This window comes from Blautia sp. An46 (assembly GCF_002161645.1).
In the GTDB taxonomy this organism is placed as follows: Bacteria; Bacillota; Clostridia; order Lachnospirales; family Lachnospiraceae; genus Blautia; species Blautia ornithocaccae.
In genome coordinates this window covers 25,147-45,387 of the sequence record NZ_NFIF01000017.1, presented here as the reverse complement: position 1 = coordinate 45,387, position 20,241 = coordinate 25,147, and the positions used below count along the sequence as shown (strand labels likewise).

The following is a 20,241-nucleotide window of genomic DNA, read 5'->3' as shown; positions in this document are numbered from 1 at the left end:
AATTTCAACTGATATAATGTGAGTATAGAAATCGACAAATTGAAAGTTATAAAGGAGAAACGAATATGCTGGATAAAATACCTAATGCAGAAGAAATGACTGCTTTAATCGGACAATCATTATATGATATATGGAATAAACTTTGTGCTTTAATTGATGAAAAGTATGACATGGAATGTTTATGGAACAAAGGTGGTAAAGCGTGGACTTATGAGTATAAATATCGTCGTGGCGGAAAAACGCTTTGTGCATTGTACGCAAGGGAAAACTGTGTAGGATTTATGATTATCTTGGGGAAAGATGAACAATTAAAATTTGATACAGATAGAAATAGTTATTCAAAAGAAGTGCAGAAAATTTATGATGAAACTAAAACCTATCACGACGGAAAATGGTTAATGTTTGAGCCAACAGATACAGCCTTATTTGATGATTTTGTTAAACTGCTGGGAATAAAAAGAAAACCAAACAAGAAGTGATGATTTTTTTCGTAAATGAATAAATACAAATCCTAATTTAATAATTACATATCCCGACACAAAGCGGTTACTCCATTGGAGATCAACCGCTTTTTCTATACTCAAATTTCAGATTGGAGTGATTGATTGAAAGATATTTTTACGGATATGCAGGCAAAAATCGGCTGTCCGTATCTCTCCGACCTGCCCTACTACAAGCGTGCGGTCTGGTTTGAGATGAAACGCCTTTGCCTGTCCGACTACCCTAAAAAACAGTTAGAAGATTTTTCACGCTATGTATTCGGTGTGCCTTACGCCGTCATACAGGAAGCGTTGCAAAGAAAGGACGTGATGAAACATGGAAGAAATGCGTGTGCAGATTGAAGCCAGAGAGCCGACAGACGGAGAAATCAGAGCCTTTTGGTTCACCCTGCCTATCGACACAGAACAGGTAGAAGAACTGCTGGGGATTGATATAGATACGGACTATTACTATATCACGGGAAAGGAGCTTCCCTTTGCTGATGAAGTGCAGGAAGATACCACCATTGAAAAACTCGACGACCTGTACCATACCTATGAAAGTCTACCCTCTGACTTGAAAGAGGACTACGGGGAGCTGATGTGCTATTTCACCGACCTTGACGAACTGCACCGATATAGAAATGACATTATTCATTACTCATGGTGCAAGAACATGACGGACGTTGCCCGCCACATTCTGAACAACGACCCAGACTTTACTTCCCTAAGTGAGAGCGTCACCCGCTATTTCGATTATGAAGCCTACGGGCAGTACCTTGACGACAACGGACGCTTTGTGGAAACCGACCACGGTATCTATGAACTTCCATAGAAAAGAGGTGTAAGCCTGTGGTGGACGACATGAGGGTGTATATCGCTAATCTTGGCAAGTACAACGAGGGTGAGCTTGTCGGGGACTGGTTTTCTTTCCCTATCGACGAGGAAGATGTTGCGGAGCGTATCGGGCTGAACAGCTATTATGAGGAATACGCTGTCCATGATACCGACAACTTCCCTATTGAAATCGGGGAGTATATCTCCATTGAAGAACTCAATGAAATGTACGACATGATTTGTGAGCTTCCCGACTATATCACGGACGCTCTGGACGAGTTTGTTTCCTACTATGGAAGTCTGGAAGAAGTTTACGAGCATAAGGACGAGATTTATTATTATCCAGACTGCGGGGACATGACCGACGTTGCCTATTACTTCATTGACGAGTTGCAGGTATTGGGACAGATACCGCTACCGTTGCAGAACTATATCGACTATGAAGCATACGGCAGGGACTTATCCATAGAGGGGACGTTCATTGAAACAAGCCGTGGGATATGCGAGATACCATATTAGAGCTGGCAGATCAGCGACAGGCAAGGTCGCTACTGACAGCTTTTTCTATCAAGGACAGTCTGAAAATGGCTATCCTTTTCCATTACAACGAAAGGAGCTGAAACGAATTGAAGAAGATTAAGAGCTACACGGGTATCTGGAACGTGGAGAAAGTCTTGTATGCAATCAATGACTTTACTCTCCCGTTTCCCGTTACCTTTACCCAGATAACGTGGTTTGTCATCACGGAGTTTGCTGTCATTCTCTTGGGGGACTTACCGCCGTTATCGCTTATCGAGGGGGCATTTTTAAAATACTTCGGTATTCCCGTCGCCCTCACATGGTTTATGAGTCAAAAGACCTTTGACGGCAAGAAGCCTTACAGCTTCTTGAAATCGCAGATTACGTTTGCCCTGCGACCAAAAGTGACCTATGCAGGAAAAGCCGTGAAGCTGGAAAAGGAAGTGTTCAGCGAACCCGTCACGGCAGTTAGGAGTGTGATGTATGTTCCCGATTAAATATATCGACAACAACCTTGTATGGAACAAGGACAATGAGGTATTCGCCTACTATGAGCTGATACCGTACAATTACAGCTTCTTATCGGCTGAACAGAAGTTTATCGTCCATGACAGCTTCCGTCAGCTTATCGCACAGTCCCGTGAGGGGAAGATACACGCCTTGCAGATAGCGACGGAAAGCTCCGTAAGAAGCATACAGGAGCAGTCAAAAAAGCTGGTGACGGGGCGACTTCGTGATGTGGCGATACAGAAGATAGATGAACAGACAGAAGCGTTAGTAAGCATGATTGGGGACAATCAAGTAGACTACCGCTTTTTTATCGGCTTCAAGCTCATTGTAACAGAGGAAAAGGTCAGCCTTGAAAGCATGAAGAAATCGGCGTTTATGACGTTCAAAGAGTTCTTGAATGAGGTCAACCATACGCTGATGAACGACTTTATCTCCATGCCAGATGATGAAATCAACCGCTACATGAAAATGGAAAAACTGCTGGAAAATAAAATCTCCCGCCGTTTCAAGTTCCGACGCTTGGATAAGAACGACTTCGGGTATCTTATCGAGCATATCTACGGCAGGGACGGCGTGGCGTATGAGGACTACGAATATTCGCTTCCAAAGAAGAAGCTGAAAAAGGCAACGCTCATCAAGCAGTACGACCTTATCCGTCCGACCCGCTGTCTGGTAGAAGAAAGCCAGCGATACTTGCGACTCGAACATGAGGACAGCGAGAGCTTCGTGTCCTACTTTACCGTCAATGCCATTGTGGGCGAGCTGGATTTTCCGTCCAGTGAGATATTCTATTTCCAGCAACAGCAGTTCACTTTTCCCGTGGACACTTCTATGAATGTGGAAATCGTCGGCAACCGCAAGGCACTTTCCACGGTGAGAAATAAAAAGAAAGAACTGAAAGATTTGGACAACCACGCCTATCAGTCTGGGAGTGAAACAAGCTCAAACGTGGTGGACGCATTAGACAGCGTGGACGAGCTGGAAACCGATTTAGACCAGAGCAAGGAAAGCATGTATAAGCTCTCCTATGTGATAAGGGTATCAGCCCCCGACCTCGACGAGCTGAAACGACGCTGTGATGAGGTCAAGGACTTCTACGACGACCTCAATGTAAAGTTAGTTCGTCCCGCTGGGGATATGCTGGGGCTTCACTCTGAATTTCTCCCCGCCAGCAAGCGTTACATCAATGACTATGTACAGTATGTGAAATCGGACTTCTTGGCGGGGCTTGGCTTCGGGGCGACACAACAGCTTGGCGAGAATACGGGTATCTATATCGGTTATTCCGTAGATACGGGAAGAAACGTCTATTTACAGCCGTCCCTTGCTTCACAGGGTATCAAGGGGACAGTCACCAACGCTCTGGCTTCTGCCTTTGTGGGAAGTCTTGGCGGTGGAAAGTCATTCTGCAACAATCTGATTGTCTATTATTCCGTCCTCTTTGGGGGACAGGCGGTCATTCTCGACCCTAAATCAGAGCGTGGCAACTGGAAAGAAACGCTTCCAGAGATAGCCCATGAAATCAATATCGTAAACCTTACCAGCGATAAGGAAAACGCTGGGCTTCTTGACCCGTTCGTGATTATGAAGAATGTAAAGGACGCTGAAAGTCTGGCGATAGACATTCTCACATTCCTTACGGGGATTTCCTCTAGGGACGGCGAGAAATTTCCTGTCCTTAGAAAAGCGGTGCGAGCCGTGACCCAGAGCGATCAGCGAGGCTTGCTCCATGTGATAGACGAGCTACGCAGAGAGGACACGGCGATAGCCCGCAACATTGCCGACCATATCGACAGCTTTACGGACTATGACTTTGCACATCTGTTGTTCTCCGACGGTTCGGTGTCTAACGCTATCAGCTTGGACAACCAGCTCAACATCATACAGGTGGCAGACTTGGTACTCCCAGACAAGGACACGACCTTTGAGGAATACACCACCATTGAACTGCTGTCCGTGGCTATGCTGATTGTCATTAGTACCTTTGCCCTTGACTTTATCCACAGTGACAGAAGCATTTTTAAAATCGTGGATTTAGATGAAGCGTGGGCGTTCCTCAACGTGGCACAGGGCGAAACCCTCTCAAACAAGCTGGTGCGTGCGGGACGTGCTATGCAGGCTGGCGTGTACTTCGTCACGCAATCCTCTGGGGACGTGTCCAAAGAGAGCCTAAAGAACAATATCGGGCTGAAATTCGCTTTCCGCTCTACGGACATCAACGAGATAAAGCAGACCCTTGAATTTTTCGGTATCGACAAGGACGACGAGAACAACCAGAAACGACTTCGTGACTTGGAGAACGGACAATGCCTGCTTCAAGATTTGTACGGGCGTGTGGGCGTGGTGCAGATACACCCTGTCTTTGAAGAATTACTGCACGCCTTTGATACCAGACCGCCCGTGAAAAGCGAGGTGGAGTGATGAAAGATAGGATAAAGGGGCTTCTGACAAAAAAGAAGCTCTTTCGTTTTTTCAAGATAGCTCTGATAGTCATTTTTACCTCTGTTGTGTTTCTCTCCCTGTTCGGGACGGTGGCTCATGCCACGGGGCTGGTAGATGATACCGTCAATGCGGACAACCTGTATTCACAGTACCCGCTGGAAAACTACCAGCTTGACTTCTATGTGGACAATAGCTGGGGCTGGCTTCCGTGGAACTGGCTGGACGGTATCGGGAAATCCGTACAATACGGGCTTTACTGTATCACCAATTTTATCTGGACGATAAGCCTGTATCTAAGCAACGCCACGGGGTATGTCGTCCAGCAGGCGTATAAGCTGGACTTCATCAACGACATGGCAGACAGTATCGGGAAAAGCATACAGACATTAGCGGGCGTGACGGAAAACGGCTTTGGAAGCACTGGCTTTTATGTGGGCTTCCTGCTTCTCATTATCCTTATCGTGGGTATCTATGTAGCCTACACGGGACTGATAAAGCGAGAAACCAGCAAGGCATTACACGCCGTTATCAACTTCGTTGTGGTGTTCGTGCTATCCGCTTCTTTTATCGCCTACGCTCCCGATTATATCAAAAAAATCAATGACTTTTCTTCGGATATTTCCACGGCTTCGCTGGATTTGGGGACAAAAATCATGCTTCCCGACAGCGACAGTGCTGGAAAAGACAGCGTGGACTTGATAAGGGACAGCCTGTTCTCCATACAGGTACAACAGCCGTGGCTACTCCTGCAATTTGGGAACAGCGATATAGAGGAAATCGGAGCTGACCGTGTGGAAGCTCTGGTATCGGCTAGTCCCTCTGCCGACGACGGGGCGACCCGTGAGGACGTGGTGAAAACGGAAATCGAGGATAACGACAACGACAATCTGACGATACCGCAGGTCATCAACCGTCTGGGAATGGTGTTCTTCCTGCTCATCTTCAATCTGGGGATAACGATATTCGTTTTCCTGCTCACAGGCATGATGATATTCTCCCAGATACTATTTATCATCTTCGCTATGTTCCTGCCTATCAGCTTTTTACTTTCTATGATACCCAGCTATGAGAACATGGCGAAACAGGCAATCGTGCGAGTGTTCAATACGATTATGACAAGGGCGGGAATAACGCTCATTGTCACGGTGGCTTTCAGTATTTCCAGTATGTTTTACAACATATCTACCGATTACCCGTTCTTTATGATTGCGTTCTTGCAGATAGTATGTTTCGCTGGTATCTACATGAAGCTGGGCGACCTTATGAGTATGTTCAGCTTAAATGCTGGGGACAGCCAGAGCATGGGACGCAGGATATTCCGTCGCCCGTATCTGTTCATGCGACACAGGGCTAGACGTATGGAACACCGTATCGCAAGGGCGGTTGGAAAAGGAAGTATGGTCGGTGCTGGAACGGGAGCTATGGCGGGAGCGGTTCTTTCTTCTGCTGGAAACAAACAATCCCATGCCGGCACGACCCGCAAGCGTGACAATACTTCTTTTGGAAGCCGAGCGGGTTCAGCCGTGGGTGCGGTGCTTGATACGAAAAACAAGGTCAAGGACAAAGCAACGGCTGTCAAGGAGAATATCAAGGATATGCCGACCCAGACCGCCTATGCCCTGCACTCCGCAAAGGAAAAGGCAAAGGAAAGTGTGTCCGACTTCAAGCGTGGTATTGTGCAGGGACAGGAAACCAGACAAAGCCAGCGTGCCGACAAGCTCCAACAGCATAGACAGAATATCGCTGACAAGCGTATGGAGCTTCAAAAGGCACAGGAAGCAAAGCAGGCTGGCAGAACAACGGACGGATCAGCGACAACAGGAGCTACCCGTCCCCATGACAGACCTGTGACTGCTTCTCCTGCTTCTAAGACCGACACAGGAAAAGTGCAGGAAATCAAGCGTCCTGTCACATCTGATAGGACAAGCACTGATAAGGTACATACCGAGCCGACAAAGGCACAGCCTGTCAAGGAGCGTCCGCTTGCTTCAAAATCTGCTGAACCTGTACCGCAGAAACACGGAACAAGGCTCAATGGTGTGGAGCTGAACCAGCAGACCACCAGAAAGGAGCGAAACATCAAGAAAGCGACCCTAAACATGACAGGAAAGAAAGGACGTAAGAAATGAAATTAAGACATATCGCCCTTATCGGCAGTCTGTTTCCCTTTCTTCTTGCGATAGTGCTTTTCTTTGGTGTGCTTATCAGTGCCGAGGACGACGACGGGGGCGGTGGTTCTTCCTCATGGGTAACGGGCATGAACCTGTCCGCAGAGGTGTTGAAACATCAGCCTATGGTGGAGAAATACGCTAAAGAGTACGGCATTTCCAAGTACGTCCCCTATCTGCTGGCAATCATACAGGTGGAAAGTGGCGGTACAGCCGAGGACGTTATGCAGAGTTCCGAGAGCATGGGCTTACCGCCTAACTCCCTTGATACGGAAAGCTCAATCAAGCAGGGGTGCAAGTATTTTGCGTCCCTGCTTTCTTCAGCAGAAAGTCAAGGCATAGAGGATATAAACGTGGTGGTACAGTCCTATAACTATGGCGGTGGCTATATCGGCTATGTGGCTAAGAACGGGAAAAAGCACAGCTTCACGCTGGCAGAGAATTTCGCCCGTGACAAGTCTGGCGGGAAGAAAGTCACCTACACGAACCCTATCGCTGTCGCCCGCAATGGTGGCTGGCGATATGCCTACGGAAATATGTTCTATGTGGAGCTTGTCAGCCAGTATCTTACGGTCAGTCAAGTATCGGGCGAGCTGGCACAGAAGATAATGAATGAAGCTCTGAAATATCAAGGCTGGGACTATGTGTACGGCGGGAGCAATCCTAACACTTCTTTTGACTGTTCGGGGCTGGTTCAATGGTGTTATGGCAAGGCTGGCATTTCCTTACCGAGAACGGCACAGGCACAGTATGACGCTACCCAGCATATCCCGCTTTCACAGGCACAGGCTGGTGATTTGGTATTTTTTCACAGTACCTACAATGCGGGAACGTATGTAACGCACGTCGGTATCTATGTGGGAAACAATCAGATGTATCATGCTGGCGACCCGATAGGCTACGCTGATTTGAATAATAGCTACTGGCAACAGCACCTTATCGGGGCTGGCAGAATTAAGCAATAGAAAGGAATGGAAATCATGTTCAAGAAGAAAGAAAAACCGATAAAGGAAAAGAAAGTCCGTACTATGAAAGTGGGGACGCATAAGAAGTCCGTCATTGCCCTCTGGGTGGTGCTTATCGCAAGCGTGAGCTTTGGTGTGTATAAGAATTTTACCGCTATCGACCAGCACACCACGCATGAGGTAGAAACCATACAGCTCCGCTTGAATGACACCAACGGCATAGAAAATTTTGTGAAGAATTTCTGTAAATCCTACTACACATGGAGCAACAGCAAAGAAGCAATCGAAGCAAGGACACAGGCTATCAGTGCCTATCTGACACAGGAATTGCAGGATTTGAATGTTGATACCGTGAGGACGGATATACCGACCAGCTCCACGGTCACGGACGTGATTATCTGGGATATAGAACAGTCTGGGAAGAACGCTTTTAATGTTACCTACGAAGTAGATCAGCGGATAAAAGAGGGCGACCAGACAAGAAACGTATCAGAAACCTATACCGTGACTGTTCATGTAGACGCTGACGGGGATATGGTTATTATACAGAACCCGACCCTTGCTCCTGCTATGGAAAAATCCAGCTATGAACCAAAGGCACAGGAAGCGGACAACAGCGTGGACGCTGACACAATCAATGACGCTACGGCGTTTCTGGAAACATTCTTCAAGCTGTACCCGACCGCAACGGACAAGGAGCTTGCCTACTATGTAGAGGGAAACACCCTTGAACCGATAAACGGGGACTATCTCTTTTCTGAGCTTGTCAATCCTGTATTCACGGCTGACGGCGACAACGTGAAAGTAAGCGTTGCGGTGAAGTTCATTGACAATCAGACAAAAGCGACACAGATTTCACAATATGTGCTGACGCTTCATAAGGATAGCAACTGGAAAATTATAAATTAAGGTTTTAGCTTGTACTTAAAAATATAGTTGTAATAAATTCTAGAAAGTGATAAAATGAACATATAAACATATCGTTCATTTTATCACTTAAAGGAGAAAAATATGCCTAAAATTTTTTCGGAAACAAGGAAACAGTATTTGTATAAAATTATAAAACAAAATTGTATTGATTTAATTAGGGAAAAAGGATATAGACAGCTTAATATTAGAGAGTTAGCAAAAATGACGGGTATATCAACAGGTACATTTTACAATTTTTATAACTCAAAAGAAGATTTAATATTATCTATTATGGAAGATTCGCAACACAACTTGCAAAATCGATTTTTTAAAATTTTAGAATGTAATGGAAAAATAACAAAATCTGAATTTATAGATTTATATTCATTCTTTTTTCTGAAAGATGAAAGTAATATTTTTCGATATTTATCGAGAGATGACTTAACGACTATTCTTTTAAGAGCGGATAGAAGCCAACCTTTTGAAAACATACGAACTTCTATGAAAAAAAATATTATGTATATAGATAAACCAAAAAAAAATATTAACTTTAATGCTGTTATAAATTTTATACAGCTTGTTAATCTTTGTTTGCAAAATAGCGATTTGTTAGTTAAAGAAGAAATTGAAAGTACAGTAAAAAAGCTATTAGAAAATATTACAGAACAGATTTTTGAGGAGGAATGTAAATGAAATTTCATGAGTTCGGAGATAAAGAAAATCCGCATATTATGTTAATTCATGGCGGTGGAAATTCATGGTGGAATTATTTAAGACAAGCAAAAGTATTGTCTAAAGAATATCATGTTATTCTGCCAACATTAGACGGGCATGGAGAAGAGTATAATACAGAATATGTCTCTACAACAGATAGTGCTCAAAAACTAATCTCGTATATAAATCGAAATTGTAATGGACAGCTTTTTTTTCTTTGTGGTGTATCTTTAGGTGGGCAGATTGTGATAGAAATGCTTTCTCTTAAAGCTGATATTTGTCAAAAGGCTATCATAGATGGAAGTATTTGTTATCCACAACCTAAATTGGAAAAATTCTGTATTGCTACAGTAAAGTTTTTTGGGGGATTGATGTTTAGTAGATTTTCGTGCAAATGTCAAATGGTTTTGCTACGATTGTCTCCTAATATGAGATTTCCAAAAGAAATTGAAAATTATTATATACATGATATGCCCTTATTAAAGAGAAATACGCTTTATACTATGTATCGTACATACATGGCGGAATATCAATTAAAAAAAGATATTTCCAAAACGAAAGCACAAATTATGTATTGTTATGGTTCAAAAGAAATGAAATGTGTAAAGGAGTCGGCACAACTCTTTAAAAAATTAGTTCCTTCATGTCAAATATACGAAGCTAAAGGATATAATCATGGATATTTAGCAATATATTTACCTGACGAGTGGTTGAAAGTAGTTGTACCCTTTTTAAATACAAAGGAGAGCTTATGATAGGATTGAAAAAACGTGATGTAAAAAAGATGTTAAAATATGGAGCAAAATTAAGCGGTGTCCCTGTGTCGGAACTAAGGGCAGAAATACAGGCTACGATTGACGAAGTTATGAACAGTACAGACCCAGAGGTACAGGCGAACTTCAAGCGATATTTTGGGAACAAAACGCCTACACCAGAGGAATATATTTACACAATCACAGCCAAAACGAAATTTTAAATAATTATCATGCTTCCTTGCAAAGCAGATCAGCATGATAATTTTGATACATTGAAAATAGCAAGAATGATGAAAACTGGATAATTTTATCATGCTATACTGTTTCCTCGGAAAGGAGGGAGTGCAAATGCAAGGACAAGCAGTGTATATTGTTTCACAGGCAATTCGATATATAGAAAATAATTTAGATAACAAGCTGGATTTGGAAACAGTTGCAACCGCTCTACATTACTCTAAATATCATTTACACCGTATATTTACAAAGATAGTTGGGTTGACAATACATGAATATGTTCAAAGGAGACAGCTTACAGAAGCGGCTAAGTTACTGGTTTTTTCTAAAAGACCGATTATAGAAATCGCACTTATCAGTGGTTATGAAAGTCAACAAGCATTTACAAGCATTTTTAAAGCAATGTATAAAATGACTCCTGCTGATTTTAGAATAGCTGAAGAATTTTATCCTTTACAGTTAGAAATTCATTTAAGTAAAGAGCCGATAAAAATGGATTTTACAAAAGATGATATACAATTTGCAACTATCAAAGATATAAATGACTGGATGGAATTAGTTCATTTAACTGTTGATGGCTATCCCTGTTTAGACGAAGATGACTATATTGAAAAATTGACTTTCTATATGGCTGATAAAAGAGCCTTAATTTTAAGAGATGAAGGCATGGCAATCGGTATAATGGGATTTTCAGCAGAAGCAGGAAGTATTGATTTTCTGGCAGTTCACCCACAATATCGAAATTTGGGGATTGAAAAGGTTTTCCTTGATAAACTTGTAGATGAACTTCTTGCAGGAAAAGAGATTAGTTTAACTACATATCGAGAGGGCGATAAAGCAGATACAGGCTATCGTGAAGAATATTTGCGTCTTGGTTTTGCGGAACGAGAGTTGCTTACTGAATATGGGTATCCTACTCAACGCTTTGTGCTTCCACCAAAAGATAAGGAGGAAGTGTAAAATGCAACAAGCACAGGATACTTGGAAGAAGAAAATTATTCTTTTTCTTATCAGTCAAAGTATTACATTATTTGGCTCTCAAATAGTTCAAATGGCAATCGTATGGTATGTAACACTTCATACAACCAGCGGTGCATGGGTAGCTGTTTTTTCAGTATGTTCCTATTTACCACAATTTCTTGTTTCGTTTGTAGGTGGAGTTTGGGCTGACCGTTATAATCGCAAATTTCTTATCATAGGTGCTGATTTAGGAATAGCGATTGTCACATTTAGCATGATACTTATTATGCCTTATATATCAATAGAAATCGTACTACTTAGCTTACTGATAGTAATGTCTATTCTTCGTTCTATTGGTGCTGGAATACAGTCACCCGCTGTTAATGCTGTTATCCCGCAACTTGTACCAGCAGAAAATTTAATGCGTTATAATGGTATCAATGCAACCATGCAATCAGTTGTTCAATTTTCTGCTCCTGCTGTCGCAGGGATAGTTTTATCTGTTGGAACATTGCAGAATACATTGTTGATTGATATTTTGACTGCAATAGTAGGGATTGCATTGTTTGCTTGTATATCATTGCCTAAGCAAGACAAAAAAATCACTTCATCTCCTATTTTATCGGATATGAAAAGTGGAATTAACTATGTATTCTCGCAAAAAAATATTGGTATCTTATTGATGATATATGGAATATTTACTTTTCTATGTGTTCCAGCAGGCTATCTATCTGGACTATTGGTAAGTAGAATATATGGTGATACATACTGGTATCTGACTGCCGTTGAAATATGTGGATTTGGCGGTATGGTTGTTGGCGGGTTGTTAATGAGTGTATGGGGCGGTTTTCATAAACGTAGTAAAACTATGTTCAGTGGTTTAGCTGTATTTGGAATAATGGCAATAGGTATGGGCATAACTCAAATTTTTTTACTGTATCTTATTTTTATGATTTGTTATGGTGTTGCTTTAACGATAATACAAACAACAATTACTACCTTACTTCAAGAAAATACGAATGTTTCAATGCAGGGGCGAATATTTGGCTTCATGGGAGCGATGTATGCTATTTGCTATCCGTTTGGTATGGTAGTTTTCGGTCCTTTAGCAGACATTATTTCCTTGCAATGGATTATGATTAGTTCTGGAATTATTTTACTTCTAATGCCTATTTTCTTGTACATCAATAAGTCATTAAATGGGCTATAAGAGAATGATTGGGGAGAAGAAATGTGAAAAAATATGAATGGATATTATGCCCTGTTTGCGGGGCTAAAACCCGTAACAAAATTAGAGAAGATACTGTTTTGATAAATTATCCGCTTTATTGTCCAAAATGTAAGCAAGAAAATTTAATCAACATACAAAAAATGCAAATAACCATTATTAAAGAGCCAGACGCTAAGACGCAGAGCCGATAGTTTGTAAGAATTACTCTTGCAGATTATTGGCTCTTTTCATTAAATCCTGCTTTCTGCGGAGCAGATCAGCAGGATAGCTTATGAGAGGAAAAAGAAAACGAGAAGCCTATTTGCTTCCCGTTCCCTTGTATTTCATGATACCGTCAATCGTTCCTTGAATGATTTTGAGTTCTTCATCTGTCAGTTTATCAAGCGATACGTCTATCTGTCTGCGGATTGTAGATTTTTCCGCTTTCTCCTGCGGATAGAAGTATTCATCAACAGAGATATGGAACATTGTCACTAAATCATGAAATAACTGGAAGCTGGGGTGTTTCCCTATATTCTCAATATCTGCGATATGACGTTCTCCGTAAAAGACCTTATCGCCTAAGTCATTACGGGAAAGCCCAGCTTTCTCTCTCGCTTCTCTGATTGCCAGTCCCAACGGACGGAAATCAAAGCTGTGAGTATCTTTCTTTTTCCTCATTTTAAATCACCTGTCATGAGTTTATACTTCATGGCACATGATTAGAATGTGTTAAAAACACATATATTATGCGTTATTAGTTCACATCAATATTACCTTGACGGTAAATAAAAAAAACCGTTCTAGGGTAATATCTTTTTCCATGTCTTTCAATTTGATTAGGACGGTTTTGGATAACCAGAGCTGTCCTTTTCTTTTTCACTCACGGTACAGCTCTGAATAAGGGGGTTGTACTATGATTGCGTATCAGCGAATACGCCAGTATTCACAACTGAATAACCGCCTTACAATGGTTATCCAGTCAGTACACCTTAAACATGAGTTAAAAATTCATATCGTAAACATAACAAAAACAGTCTGTTGGTACATTCATGTGCTGATTGACTGTTTTTGTTATTTATGAGAAGTTCAATATTTTTTTGAATTTCTTTCTTATACAGGTTAGCAAATCACCCACTCCTGTACCGATGTGGGGCGGAAAGAGGGATAGATACCTTTTACGTCTGGACAGAGAGGGGGTGAGATGATGAAACCGTCTGACTTCCAAAAAACAATCCAGTGTCAGTTTGACTGTAAGCTCAAACGTACTGTTAAAGGCGTTATCTGGAATTATAAAAAGGAATTAAAACGTCGTAAGGATAAAGAAATTCCTTTCTGTGAGCTTCCAGAAATCGTTGTTGAAAAGCTGGCTGTATGGGACGAGTACATGAGTGACTATACCGTGTTTGAGGTATGCGGTGTTGAAATCCGAGTGCTTGATGAAGAACTTTCAGAAGCATTAAAGCAATTATCGGAACGTAACCGTGAAAATCTTCTGATGTACTACTTTCTGGAAATGAGCGATACAGAAATTGCAAAAGCACAGAAAATTTCCAGAGCAGGAGTTTTTAAAAACCGTTACAGAGCTTTACAAAATTTAAAGAAAACACTGACAAAGGAGCGTGAATAAAACATGAAAAAAGGGTACAAGCTTCCACCTTACCGACTTATTTCATCTGCTGTGGACGGAAATGAACAGTCTATTGAAAGAATACTGGCATTTTATGACCCGTACATATCAAAATGCTGTTTGCGTCCTCTGTATGATGAATACGGTAATGTTTATATCGTAGTAGATATGGAGCTTAAAGGGCGTATCAGAGAAGCTATTATCAAAATGATTTTAGACTTCGATATCGGTACTGTGCCAATAGAAGAATAAAGCAATTATGGCAGGGCATGATTTGTTGCAATCCCCTCTTTCCTGTCCTGCCCTCTGCTTTTACACATGAGAGCCTATAGCTTTCGCCACTGTTCTTTGACAACTGAATAAAGCAGACAGATACGTTTGTGATACAGCGAGCCACGGGGACTGTACGCCATGACCTTTCCAAAAGAAAGCGAGCGACCCACGCAGTGATCCGAGAGCGACCTTTGGAAAAGTCGCCCCGCCATGACCTGTATTCACAGGATAATGATACGTCCCAGAGGTGGTTTTGCTCATAGGAATGAGATTGGTTGAGATACCAGCGGAGCTTTTCCAGAGCCGTCTGTCTGCTTCTAAAAATACAGGAAAGGGGGTGTTGCAAAATAAGTGATACTGATATGCTTATTTTGCTGATATATGAACAAGACAAAAGAACGAAAAACCAGCCAGCCGATTACTGTTGATATAGAGGGGCTTTCTGCTATGCTCTCATGCGGTCATGCTACGGCAAGGAAAATCGGTGAGCAGGCAGAAGCAAAAATTGTCATAGGTCGCAGGGTTCTTTACTCCGTGGAAAGGGTCAAAAAATATCTGCTTTACCTTGCAGAATAGGACGGTTTTCTATTTATGTTCTTACGGAAATATGGTATAATTATCCATAGGCAAACCACGCTGTGAGAACATGAAAAGAGAGCTACAAGAAAGGAATGGTTCTCATGGCAGTTAGCAGAAAAGACCCGAAAGGGAGAAAATTAAGAGAGGGCGAAAGCTGGCGTAATGACGGCAGATACAGCTATCGCTTCACAGATATAAGGACAGGAAAACGTCGCACAATCTACGCACAGGATTTACCAGAGCTTAGAGAGAAAGAAAAAAAGATTGCAAAGGATATGGACGATAACATTTTGACTGACAGCGCAATCAAGAAAATGACGTTAAATACCTTGTTCGAGCGATATATGGCGACCCGTGAACTGAAAGAGCCTACACGAGTAAATTACATTCGTGTATGGAATAATCGGGTGAAAGATGAAATCGGCAATATTAAGGTTGTCCAGATGTTACCCTCTCACATTAAATCCTACTATTCAAAATTGTCCAAAGCTGGATATGCTCATTCTACTATCAAGTATATTAACAACATGATTTTTCCTGCGTTGGAAATGGCGGTTGATGATGATATTATCCGTAAAAATCCGGCAAAAGGTTCTATCAGTGATTATGGCAGACCAGCAGAAGAACGTGTGGCGTTGACAATCTTGCAACAGGAAAAGCTCATTGATTTTGTGAAGCAGAGCAATGTCTACAATACCTATTATCCTATGCTTACGATTATGATAGGTACAGGGTTAAGATGTGGAGAGCTGATCGGTCTTACATGGAAAGACGTGGACACGAGAGCAAGACGTTTGAATGTAGACCACCAGCTTATTTACAAGAATTTAGGAGACGGCTGTCGCTTCCATATTTCTACGCCAAAGACGGACTCTGGTATTCGTGTGATACCTATGACGCAGGAAGTACAGAAAGCATTTGAAGAACAGAGAAAAATCAACTTCATGCTGGCGAAAGATAAGTCTTTTGAGGTGGACGGATATTCTGGTTTTGTTTTCACTGCTAAATCCGGCAGACCGCTTATGCCTTATGGTGTAAACAGTGTATTGTATAACATTGTGGACGCTTATAACAAAGCGGAAGTCCAAAAGGCAAAGAAAGAACACAGGAAAGCAGAACTGCTTCCAAAGGTTTCCGCTCATGTTATGCGACACACAGCCTGCACAAGAATGGCAGAGTGCCGTATGGACATTAAGGTATTGCAGTACATCATGGGACACGCTCATTTTGATGTGACTATGGAAGTGTATAACCATTTGGGCGACAGAGCAAGAATTGAAAACGAGATAGCAAAGTTGGATAGTATGGCAGTGAACTTCTGACACCATAAAAGAAAAAAATGGTGTCAAATTGGTGTCAAACCTAAGAAAAATGACAATTTCAAGAGTGGAAAATGCTTGCAAACCATTGATTTTACAGGGTTTGCAAAAAAATATAGAAAAAATTAGCACTCACCTCTTGACAGTGCTAACAATACGTGCTATATTACATATAGAACAAAGGAAGAGAGATAAAAGAAAGGTTCCCGAGTTCCGAAAACAACACTTCGGTTTTCCCAAAGTGCTAAAATAAATAATATGATGTCTATTGAAAGGAGATATGACTTATGTTAGTACCTAGTATTTTTGGAGAAAGTTTATTTGATGATTTTATGGATTTCCCATTTGAGAGAGAATTTTTCAGAAGAACCCCGGTCTATGGAAAGACTGAAAAGAACATTATGAAGACAGATGTCAAAGAGACAGACAATGCTTATGAACTGGACATTGATCTTCCAGGATTTAAGAAAGAAGAAGTTACTGCAAAACTGGAGAACGGTTATCTGACCATCAGCGCTACCAAAGGTGCAAACAACGACGAGCAGAACAAAGAAGGCAAATACATCCGCAGGGAGCGTTATACAGGAACCATGAGCAGAAGCTTCTATGTAGGCGAGGATGTGCAGCAGGAAGACATCCATGCAAAGTTTGAGGATGGTATTCTGAAACTGACAGTTCCGAAAGAGAATCCAAAGAAAGTAGAAGAGAAGAAATATATTTCCATTGAAGGATAAATAATGCCATAGCTTTTCCCATTTAAGAAAGGCCCGGGAACAGTCGGAGGAAGACTTGTTTCCGGGCCTTTCACTATGTCTCAGACAGGGAGCAAAAGGAGCAGTCCCATGAATCAAAATCGAGAATATTTATAGATTTTACTGCTCAGTCTGCGCTGCTTTGAGCCTATAGTCTCAAAGCTATGCTCGACAAATTCGCATAAAATCTATAAATATTCCTGAAGTATGATTCATAGGACTGCTCCTTTTGGAAACAGGGAGAGATCAGGAGAAGGCTCCGCCCCGGGAACCGGGGATCTTTCCTTCATTTTTGGCTTCTAAGACCCGTATGGCGTGATAGAGAAATTCATTAAAGGGTGTGGGTATATCCAGCTCTTTTCCCATGCGCAGGATGGTGCCTGCGAACATTTCCACCTCTGTTTTGCGGCCGGCCAGGAGATCTTGAAGGGTGGATGGCGTGTTGCCAGGGGGAAGTTTTTTGAGACGGTCCAGATGCTTTTCGGCATAATTTTCTTCTATGGGAATTCCTTTTTTCCGTGCGATCTGTATAACCTCTCTGGCGGTGAGGAGCCGCAGCCTGTCGGCGTCTGTGCAGGCTCCCCATGCCCCGAAGGGGATATTGAGAACTGCGGAGACCTGATTTTCGCTTACATTGCAGACATATTTCTCCCAGATGGCCCGGAGCATATCAGGCCGTATTACAGAAGGTATGGCAGCCAGGTCAAAAAATTCTTTGACTTTCTGTACTTTCGGGGAAAGAGCATTGGGGTCATTGATCTGCTCTCCGAATTCTATATAAGAGACTTCCGGATCAAAGGTTATCTGATTTCCGGATTTTACACTGCTGACCCGCATAAGAGAGTATAAAACCTGATCCCGGCCATACATGGAGGCGGCGACTTCCTCGCTTTCTACCCCGTTCAGGGGAGTCAGGATGATGGTTTCCGGGCCTATTTGATTTCCGGCGTCTTTCAGAGCCTGTTTTAAGCCGGTCATTTTGGAACAGATAAGGACAAGATCCGAATAGCCTGTGTTTTCTTCAGGCGAGACAAGGTGAAAGAAACGTTGATGGCCGTTGATGATCCTTCCTTCTTTTTCCAGTTGTTCTTTTCGCCGGCCTCCTGCGATGATACGCAGGTTGTCTTTTAATACAGGCTGTATTTTTTCCGCAAAATAAGAGCCGATGGATCCAAGTCCCACAATGGATACGATATGTATATTTTTCATAGCAGATAACCGTCCTTTCTGAGAGTATACCCTTATGTACGGAGGTATATTTTATTATAAGACGGAAATCGGCAGTGTTTCAAGTAGAAACAGACATGGAAAAAATACTATGCCAGACGGATATTATTTTCATGAAAAGAGATTGACAAAGAACTGTGCATAATATATAATTCCTATAGATTTAGTAGGAAATAAAAACACACCTGCAACAGCAGCATAAGGGCGGATATGCCTGATGGACTTGCTGTCTGGTGAAGTAAGTATAAGAAAGGCGGTATTTTATGGCTGGAAAAATCTATACGAGTGTACAGGAGTTAATCGGAAGGACTCCTCTTATGGAGATCCGGAACATTGAGAGAGAAGAGGGTCTGGAAGCCAGAGTTCTGGTCAAGCTGGAATATCTGAACCCGGCAGGCAGTGTGAAGGACAGGATTGCCAAAAACATGATCGAAGATGCAGAGGAGAAAGGGCTTTTAAAGCCTGGCGCAACGATCATTGAGCCTACTTCAGGAAACACAGGTATCGGTCTGGCTGCCATTGCAGCTTCCAAAGGTTATCGTCTGATCCTGACTATGCCGGAGACCATGAGTGTAGAGCGGAGAAATATCCTGAAGGCTTATGGAGCGGAGATTGTTCTTACTGAGGGAGCCAGGGGAATGATAGGAGCTATTGAGAAGGCAGAAGAGCTGTCAAAAGAGATTTCCGGAAGTTTCCTTACCCGCCAGTTTGAGAATCCGGCTAATCCGGAGACACACAGAAAGACCACTGGTCCGGAGATCTGGGAAGACACGGATGGAAAGGTGGACATTTTTGTGGCCGGGGTGGGAACCGGCGGCACCATCACCGGAACCGGAGAATATCTGAAATCTAAGAATCCCCAGGTGAAGGTAGTTGCCGTGGAGCCTTCGGATTCTCCAGTGCTTTCGGGAGGAGCGGCAGGGCCCCACAAGCTTCAGGGAATCGGCGCAGGATTTGTTCCCAAAGCTCTGAATACCCAGATTTATGATGAGATCCTCACTCTGGGAAGTGAAGAATCCTTTGCTGCAGCCAAACTTCTGGCTCATAAAGAAGGGATTCTGGTGGGGATTTCCTCTGGAGCAGCCCTTCACGGGGCTATTGAAATAGCAAAGAGACCGGAAAACAAGGGAAAGACTATTGTAGTGATTCTGCCGGACAGCGGGGACAGGTATTATTCTACGCCGCTTTTTGAGGGATAAGATGAAGATTTCAACGAAAGGACGATATGCGCTCCGCCTGATGCTGGATATCGCAGTCCATGATACGGGAGAGCCAGTAAGGATCCGGGACATAGCGGCCAGACAGGAAATTTCTGTAAAATATCTGGAGCAGATCGTGGCGGTTCTGGTCAAGGCCGGATATGTAAAAAGCATCCGGGGGCCTCAGGGAGGATATCGGCTTGCCAGAAAGCCAAAGGAATATCCTCTGGGGGATATCCTGAGACTGACGGAAGGCAGCCTTGCCCCGGTAGAATGCCTGGAGGGAGAAGTAAATCCATGTCCCAGAGCGGCTGACTGCGTGACTTTGATTTTCTGGAAAAAGCTGGACAAAGCTATCCGGGAAGTGACAGAAGGATATACTCTGGAGGATCTTCTGGACTGGAGCGACCAGGCAGGAAATAATTATATCATTTAAAAAAGAAGCAGACATATAGGAGGAAAGCCTGTATGATCTGCTTCTTTTTTCTGAACGGAGCCCCGCCGATACGCCTGAATATCTTTGGGGCGCCGCCCAGCTTTGTTGCAGCCGCCAGATGTAT

The 20,241-nt window shown here is 42.8% G+C and carries 24 protein-coding genes; 22 read left to right on the top strand and 2 right to left on the bottom strand.

What is annotated here, in order from left to right:
- Positions 1-65: 65 nt before the first annotated feature.
- From B5G00_RS13525 to B5G00_RS13455, 15 genes are all read left to right on the top strand, one after another.
- A complete protein-coding gene (locus B5G00_RS13525) occupies positions 66-479 on the top strand; it encodes a DUF3788 domain-containing protein (protein ID WP_070087530.1) in 414 nt (137 codons plus the stop codon).
- 126 nt (positions 480-605) lie between these two features.
- The gene (locus tag B5G00_RS13520) at positions 606-842 is read left to right on the top strand and encodes a hypothetical protein (protein WP_070087531.1); all 237 of its coding nucleotides are present in this window, start codon (positions 606-608) and stop codon (positions 840-842) included.
- Positions 817-1,314 carry an antirestriction protein ArdA gene (locus tag B5G00_RS13515; RefSeq protein ID WP_021421713.1) on the top strand — a complete coding sequence of 166 codons (498 nt, stop codon included), beginning with the start codon at positions 817-819 and terminating at the stop codon, positions 1,312-1,314. The genes B5G00_RS13520 and B5G00_RS13515 overlap by 26 nt, the downstream gene beginning before the upstream one ends.
- 17 nt (positions 1,315-1,331) lie before the next feature.
- Positions 1,332-1,835: an antirestriction protein ArdA gene (locus B5G00_RS13510; protein WP_060815475.1), complete on the top strand. Its 504-nt coding sequence runs from the start codon at positions 1,332-1,334 to the stop codon at positions 1,833-1,835.
- Positions 1,836-1,942: 107 nt separating this feature from the next.
- Positions 1,943-2,332: a conjugal transfer protein gene (locus B5G00_RS13505; RefSeq protein ID WP_070087533.1), complete on the top strand. Its 390-nt coding sequence runs from the start codon at positions 1,943-1,945 to the stop codon at positions 2,330-2,332.
- Positions 2,319-4,766 (top strand): ATP-binding protein, encoded by a 2,448-nt coding sequence (locus B5G00_RS13500; RefSeq protein ID WP_087273605.1) that lies wholly within the window; start codon positions 2,319-2,321, stop codon positions 4,764-4,766. The genes B5G00_RS13505 and B5G00_RS13500 overlap by 14 nt, the downstream gene beginning before the upstream one ends.
- On the top strand, positions 4,766-6,916 hold the full coding sequence (locus B5G00_RS13495; RefSeq protein ID WP_087273603.1) for a CD3337/EF1877 family mobilome membrane protein: 2,151 nt from the start codon (positions 4,766-4,768) through the stop codon (positions 6,914-6,916). The genes B5G00_RS13500 and B5G00_RS13495 overlap by 1 nt, the downstream gene beginning before the upstream one ends.
- Positions 6,913-7,920, top strand: a complete 1,008-nt coding sequence (locus B5G00_RS13490; protein ID WP_087273600.1) for a bifunctional lytic transglycosylase/C40 family peptidase — start codon at positions 6,913-6,915, stop codon at positions 7,918-7,920. Before B5G00_RS13495 ends, B5G00_RS13490 begins: the two co-directional genes overlap by 4 nt.
- A gap of 15 nt (positions 7,921-7,935) precedes the next feature.
- A complete protein-coding gene (locus B5G00_RS13485) occupies positions 7,936-8,829 on the top strand; it encodes a conjugal transfer protein (RefSeq protein ID WP_087273597.1) in 894 nt (297 codons plus the stop codon).
- Between the two features lie 102 nt (positions 8,830-8,931).
- Positions 8,932-9,522, top strand: a complete 591-nt coding sequence (locus B5G00_RS13480; protein WP_070087538.1) for a TetR/AcrR family transcriptional regulator — start codon at positions 8,932-8,934, stop codon at positions 9,520-9,522.
- Complete coding sequence (locus B5G00_RS13475; protein WP_070087539.1) at positions 9,519-10,298, top strand: alpha/beta fold hydrolase; 780 nt, start codon at positions 9,519-9,521, stop codon at positions 10,296-10,298. The genes B5G00_RS13480 and B5G00_RS13475 overlap by 4 nt, the downstream gene beginning before the upstream one ends.
- Positions 10,295-10,519, top strand: coding sequence for a hypothetical protein (locus B5G00_RS13470; protein WP_087273595.1), 225 nt, complete (start codon positions 10,295-10,297; stop codon positions 10,517-10,519). Before B5G00_RS13475 ends, B5G00_RS13470 begins: the two co-directional genes overlap by 4 nt.
- Before the next feature lie 127 nt (positions 10,520-10,646).
- Positions 10,647-11,492 (top strand): GNAT family N-acetyltransferase, encoded by an 846-nt coding sequence (locus tag B5G00_RS13465; protein WP_070087541.1) that lies wholly within the window; start codon positions 10,647-10,649, stop codon positions 11,490-11,492.
- A gap of 1 nt (position 11,493) precedes the next feature.
- Entirely contained in the window at positions 11,494-12,702 is a 1,209-nt protein-coding gene (locus tag B5G00_RS13460) for an MFS transporter (RefSeq protein ID WP_070087542.1), read from the top strand.
- Positions 12,703-12,725: 23 nt separating this feature from the next.
- Positions 12,726-12,914 (top strand): cysteine-rich KTR domain-containing protein, encoded by a 189-nt coding sequence (locus B5G00_RS13455; protein ID WP_070087543.1) that lies wholly within the window; start codon positions 12,726-12,728, stop codon positions 12,912-12,914.
- Between the two features lie 106 nt (positions 12,915-13,020).
- Here B5G00_RS13455 and B5G00_RS13450 read toward each other — a convergent pair whose 3' ends face one another.
- Positions 13,021-13,383, bottom strand: a complete 363-nt coding sequence (locus B5G00_RS13450) for a helix-turn-helix transcriptional regulator (protein WP_070087544.1) — start codon at positions 13,381-13,383, stop codon at positions 13,021-13,023.
- Between the two features lie 526 nt (positions 13,384-13,909).
- Between B5G00_RS13450 and B5G00_RS13445 the strand changes: the two genes are divergently transcribed.
- The 5 genes from B5G00_RS13445 (at position 13,910) to B5G00_RS13415 (ending at position 17,237) form a co-directional block, all read left to right on the top strand.
- Positions 13,910-14,332, top strand: a complete 423-nt coding sequence (locus B5G00_RS13445; protein ID WP_021421704.1) for an RNA polymerase sigma factor — start codon at positions 13,910-13,912, stop codon at positions 14,330-14,332.
- Between the two features lie 3 nt (positions 14,333-14,335).
- Entirely contained in the window at positions 14,336-14,584 is a 249-nt protein-coding gene (locus B5G00_RS13440) for a helix-turn-helix domain-containing protein (RefSeq protein ID WP_070087545.1), read from the top strand.
- Between the two features lie 402 nt (positions 14,585-14,986).
- Positions 14,987-15,181, top strand: a complete 195-nt coding sequence (locus B5G00_RS13425) for a hypothetical protein (protein WP_058692537.1) — start codon at positions 14,987-14,989, stop codon at positions 15,179-15,181.
- Positions 15,182-15,285: 104 nt separating this feature from the next.
- On the top strand, positions 15,286-16,506 hold the full coding sequence (locus tag B5G00_RS13420) for a tyrosine-type recombinase/integrase (RefSeq protein WP_070087546.1): 1,221 nt from the start codon (positions 15,286-15,288) through the stop codon (positions 16,504-16,506).
- A gap of 284 nt (positions 16,507-16,790) precedes the next feature.
- On the top strand, positions 16,791-17,237 hold the full coding sequence (locus tag B5G00_RS13415) for an Hsp20/alpha crystallin family protein (protein WP_087273593.1): 447 nt from the start codon (positions 16,791-16,793) through the stop codon (positions 17,235-17,237).
- Positions 17,238-17,501: 264 nt separating this feature from the next.
- Here B5G00_RS13415 and B5G00_RS13410 read toward each other — a convergent pair whose 3' ends face one another.
- Complete coding sequence (locus B5G00_RS13410; RefSeq protein WP_087273592.1) at positions 17,502-18,464, bottom strand: ketopantoate reductase family protein; 963 nt, start codon at positions 18,462-18,464, stop codon at positions 17,502-17,504.
- Between the two features lie 281 nt (positions 18,465-18,745).
- Between B5G00_RS13410 and cysK the strand changes: the two genes are divergently transcribed.
- Positions 18,746-19,681 carry a cysteine synthase A gene (cysK, locus tag B5G00_RS13405; protein WP_087273590.1) on the top strand — a complete coding sequence of 312 codons (936 nt, stop codon included), beginning with the start codon at positions 18,746-18,748 and terminating at the stop codon, positions 19,679-19,681.
- 1 nt (position 19,682) lies between these two features.
- Positions 19,683-20,117, top strand: coding sequence for an RrF2 family transcriptional regulator (locus B5G00_RS13400; protein ID WP_087273588.1), 435 nt, complete (start codon positions 19,683-19,685; stop codon positions 20,115-20,117).
- Positions 20,118-20,241: the final 124 nt, after the last annotated feature.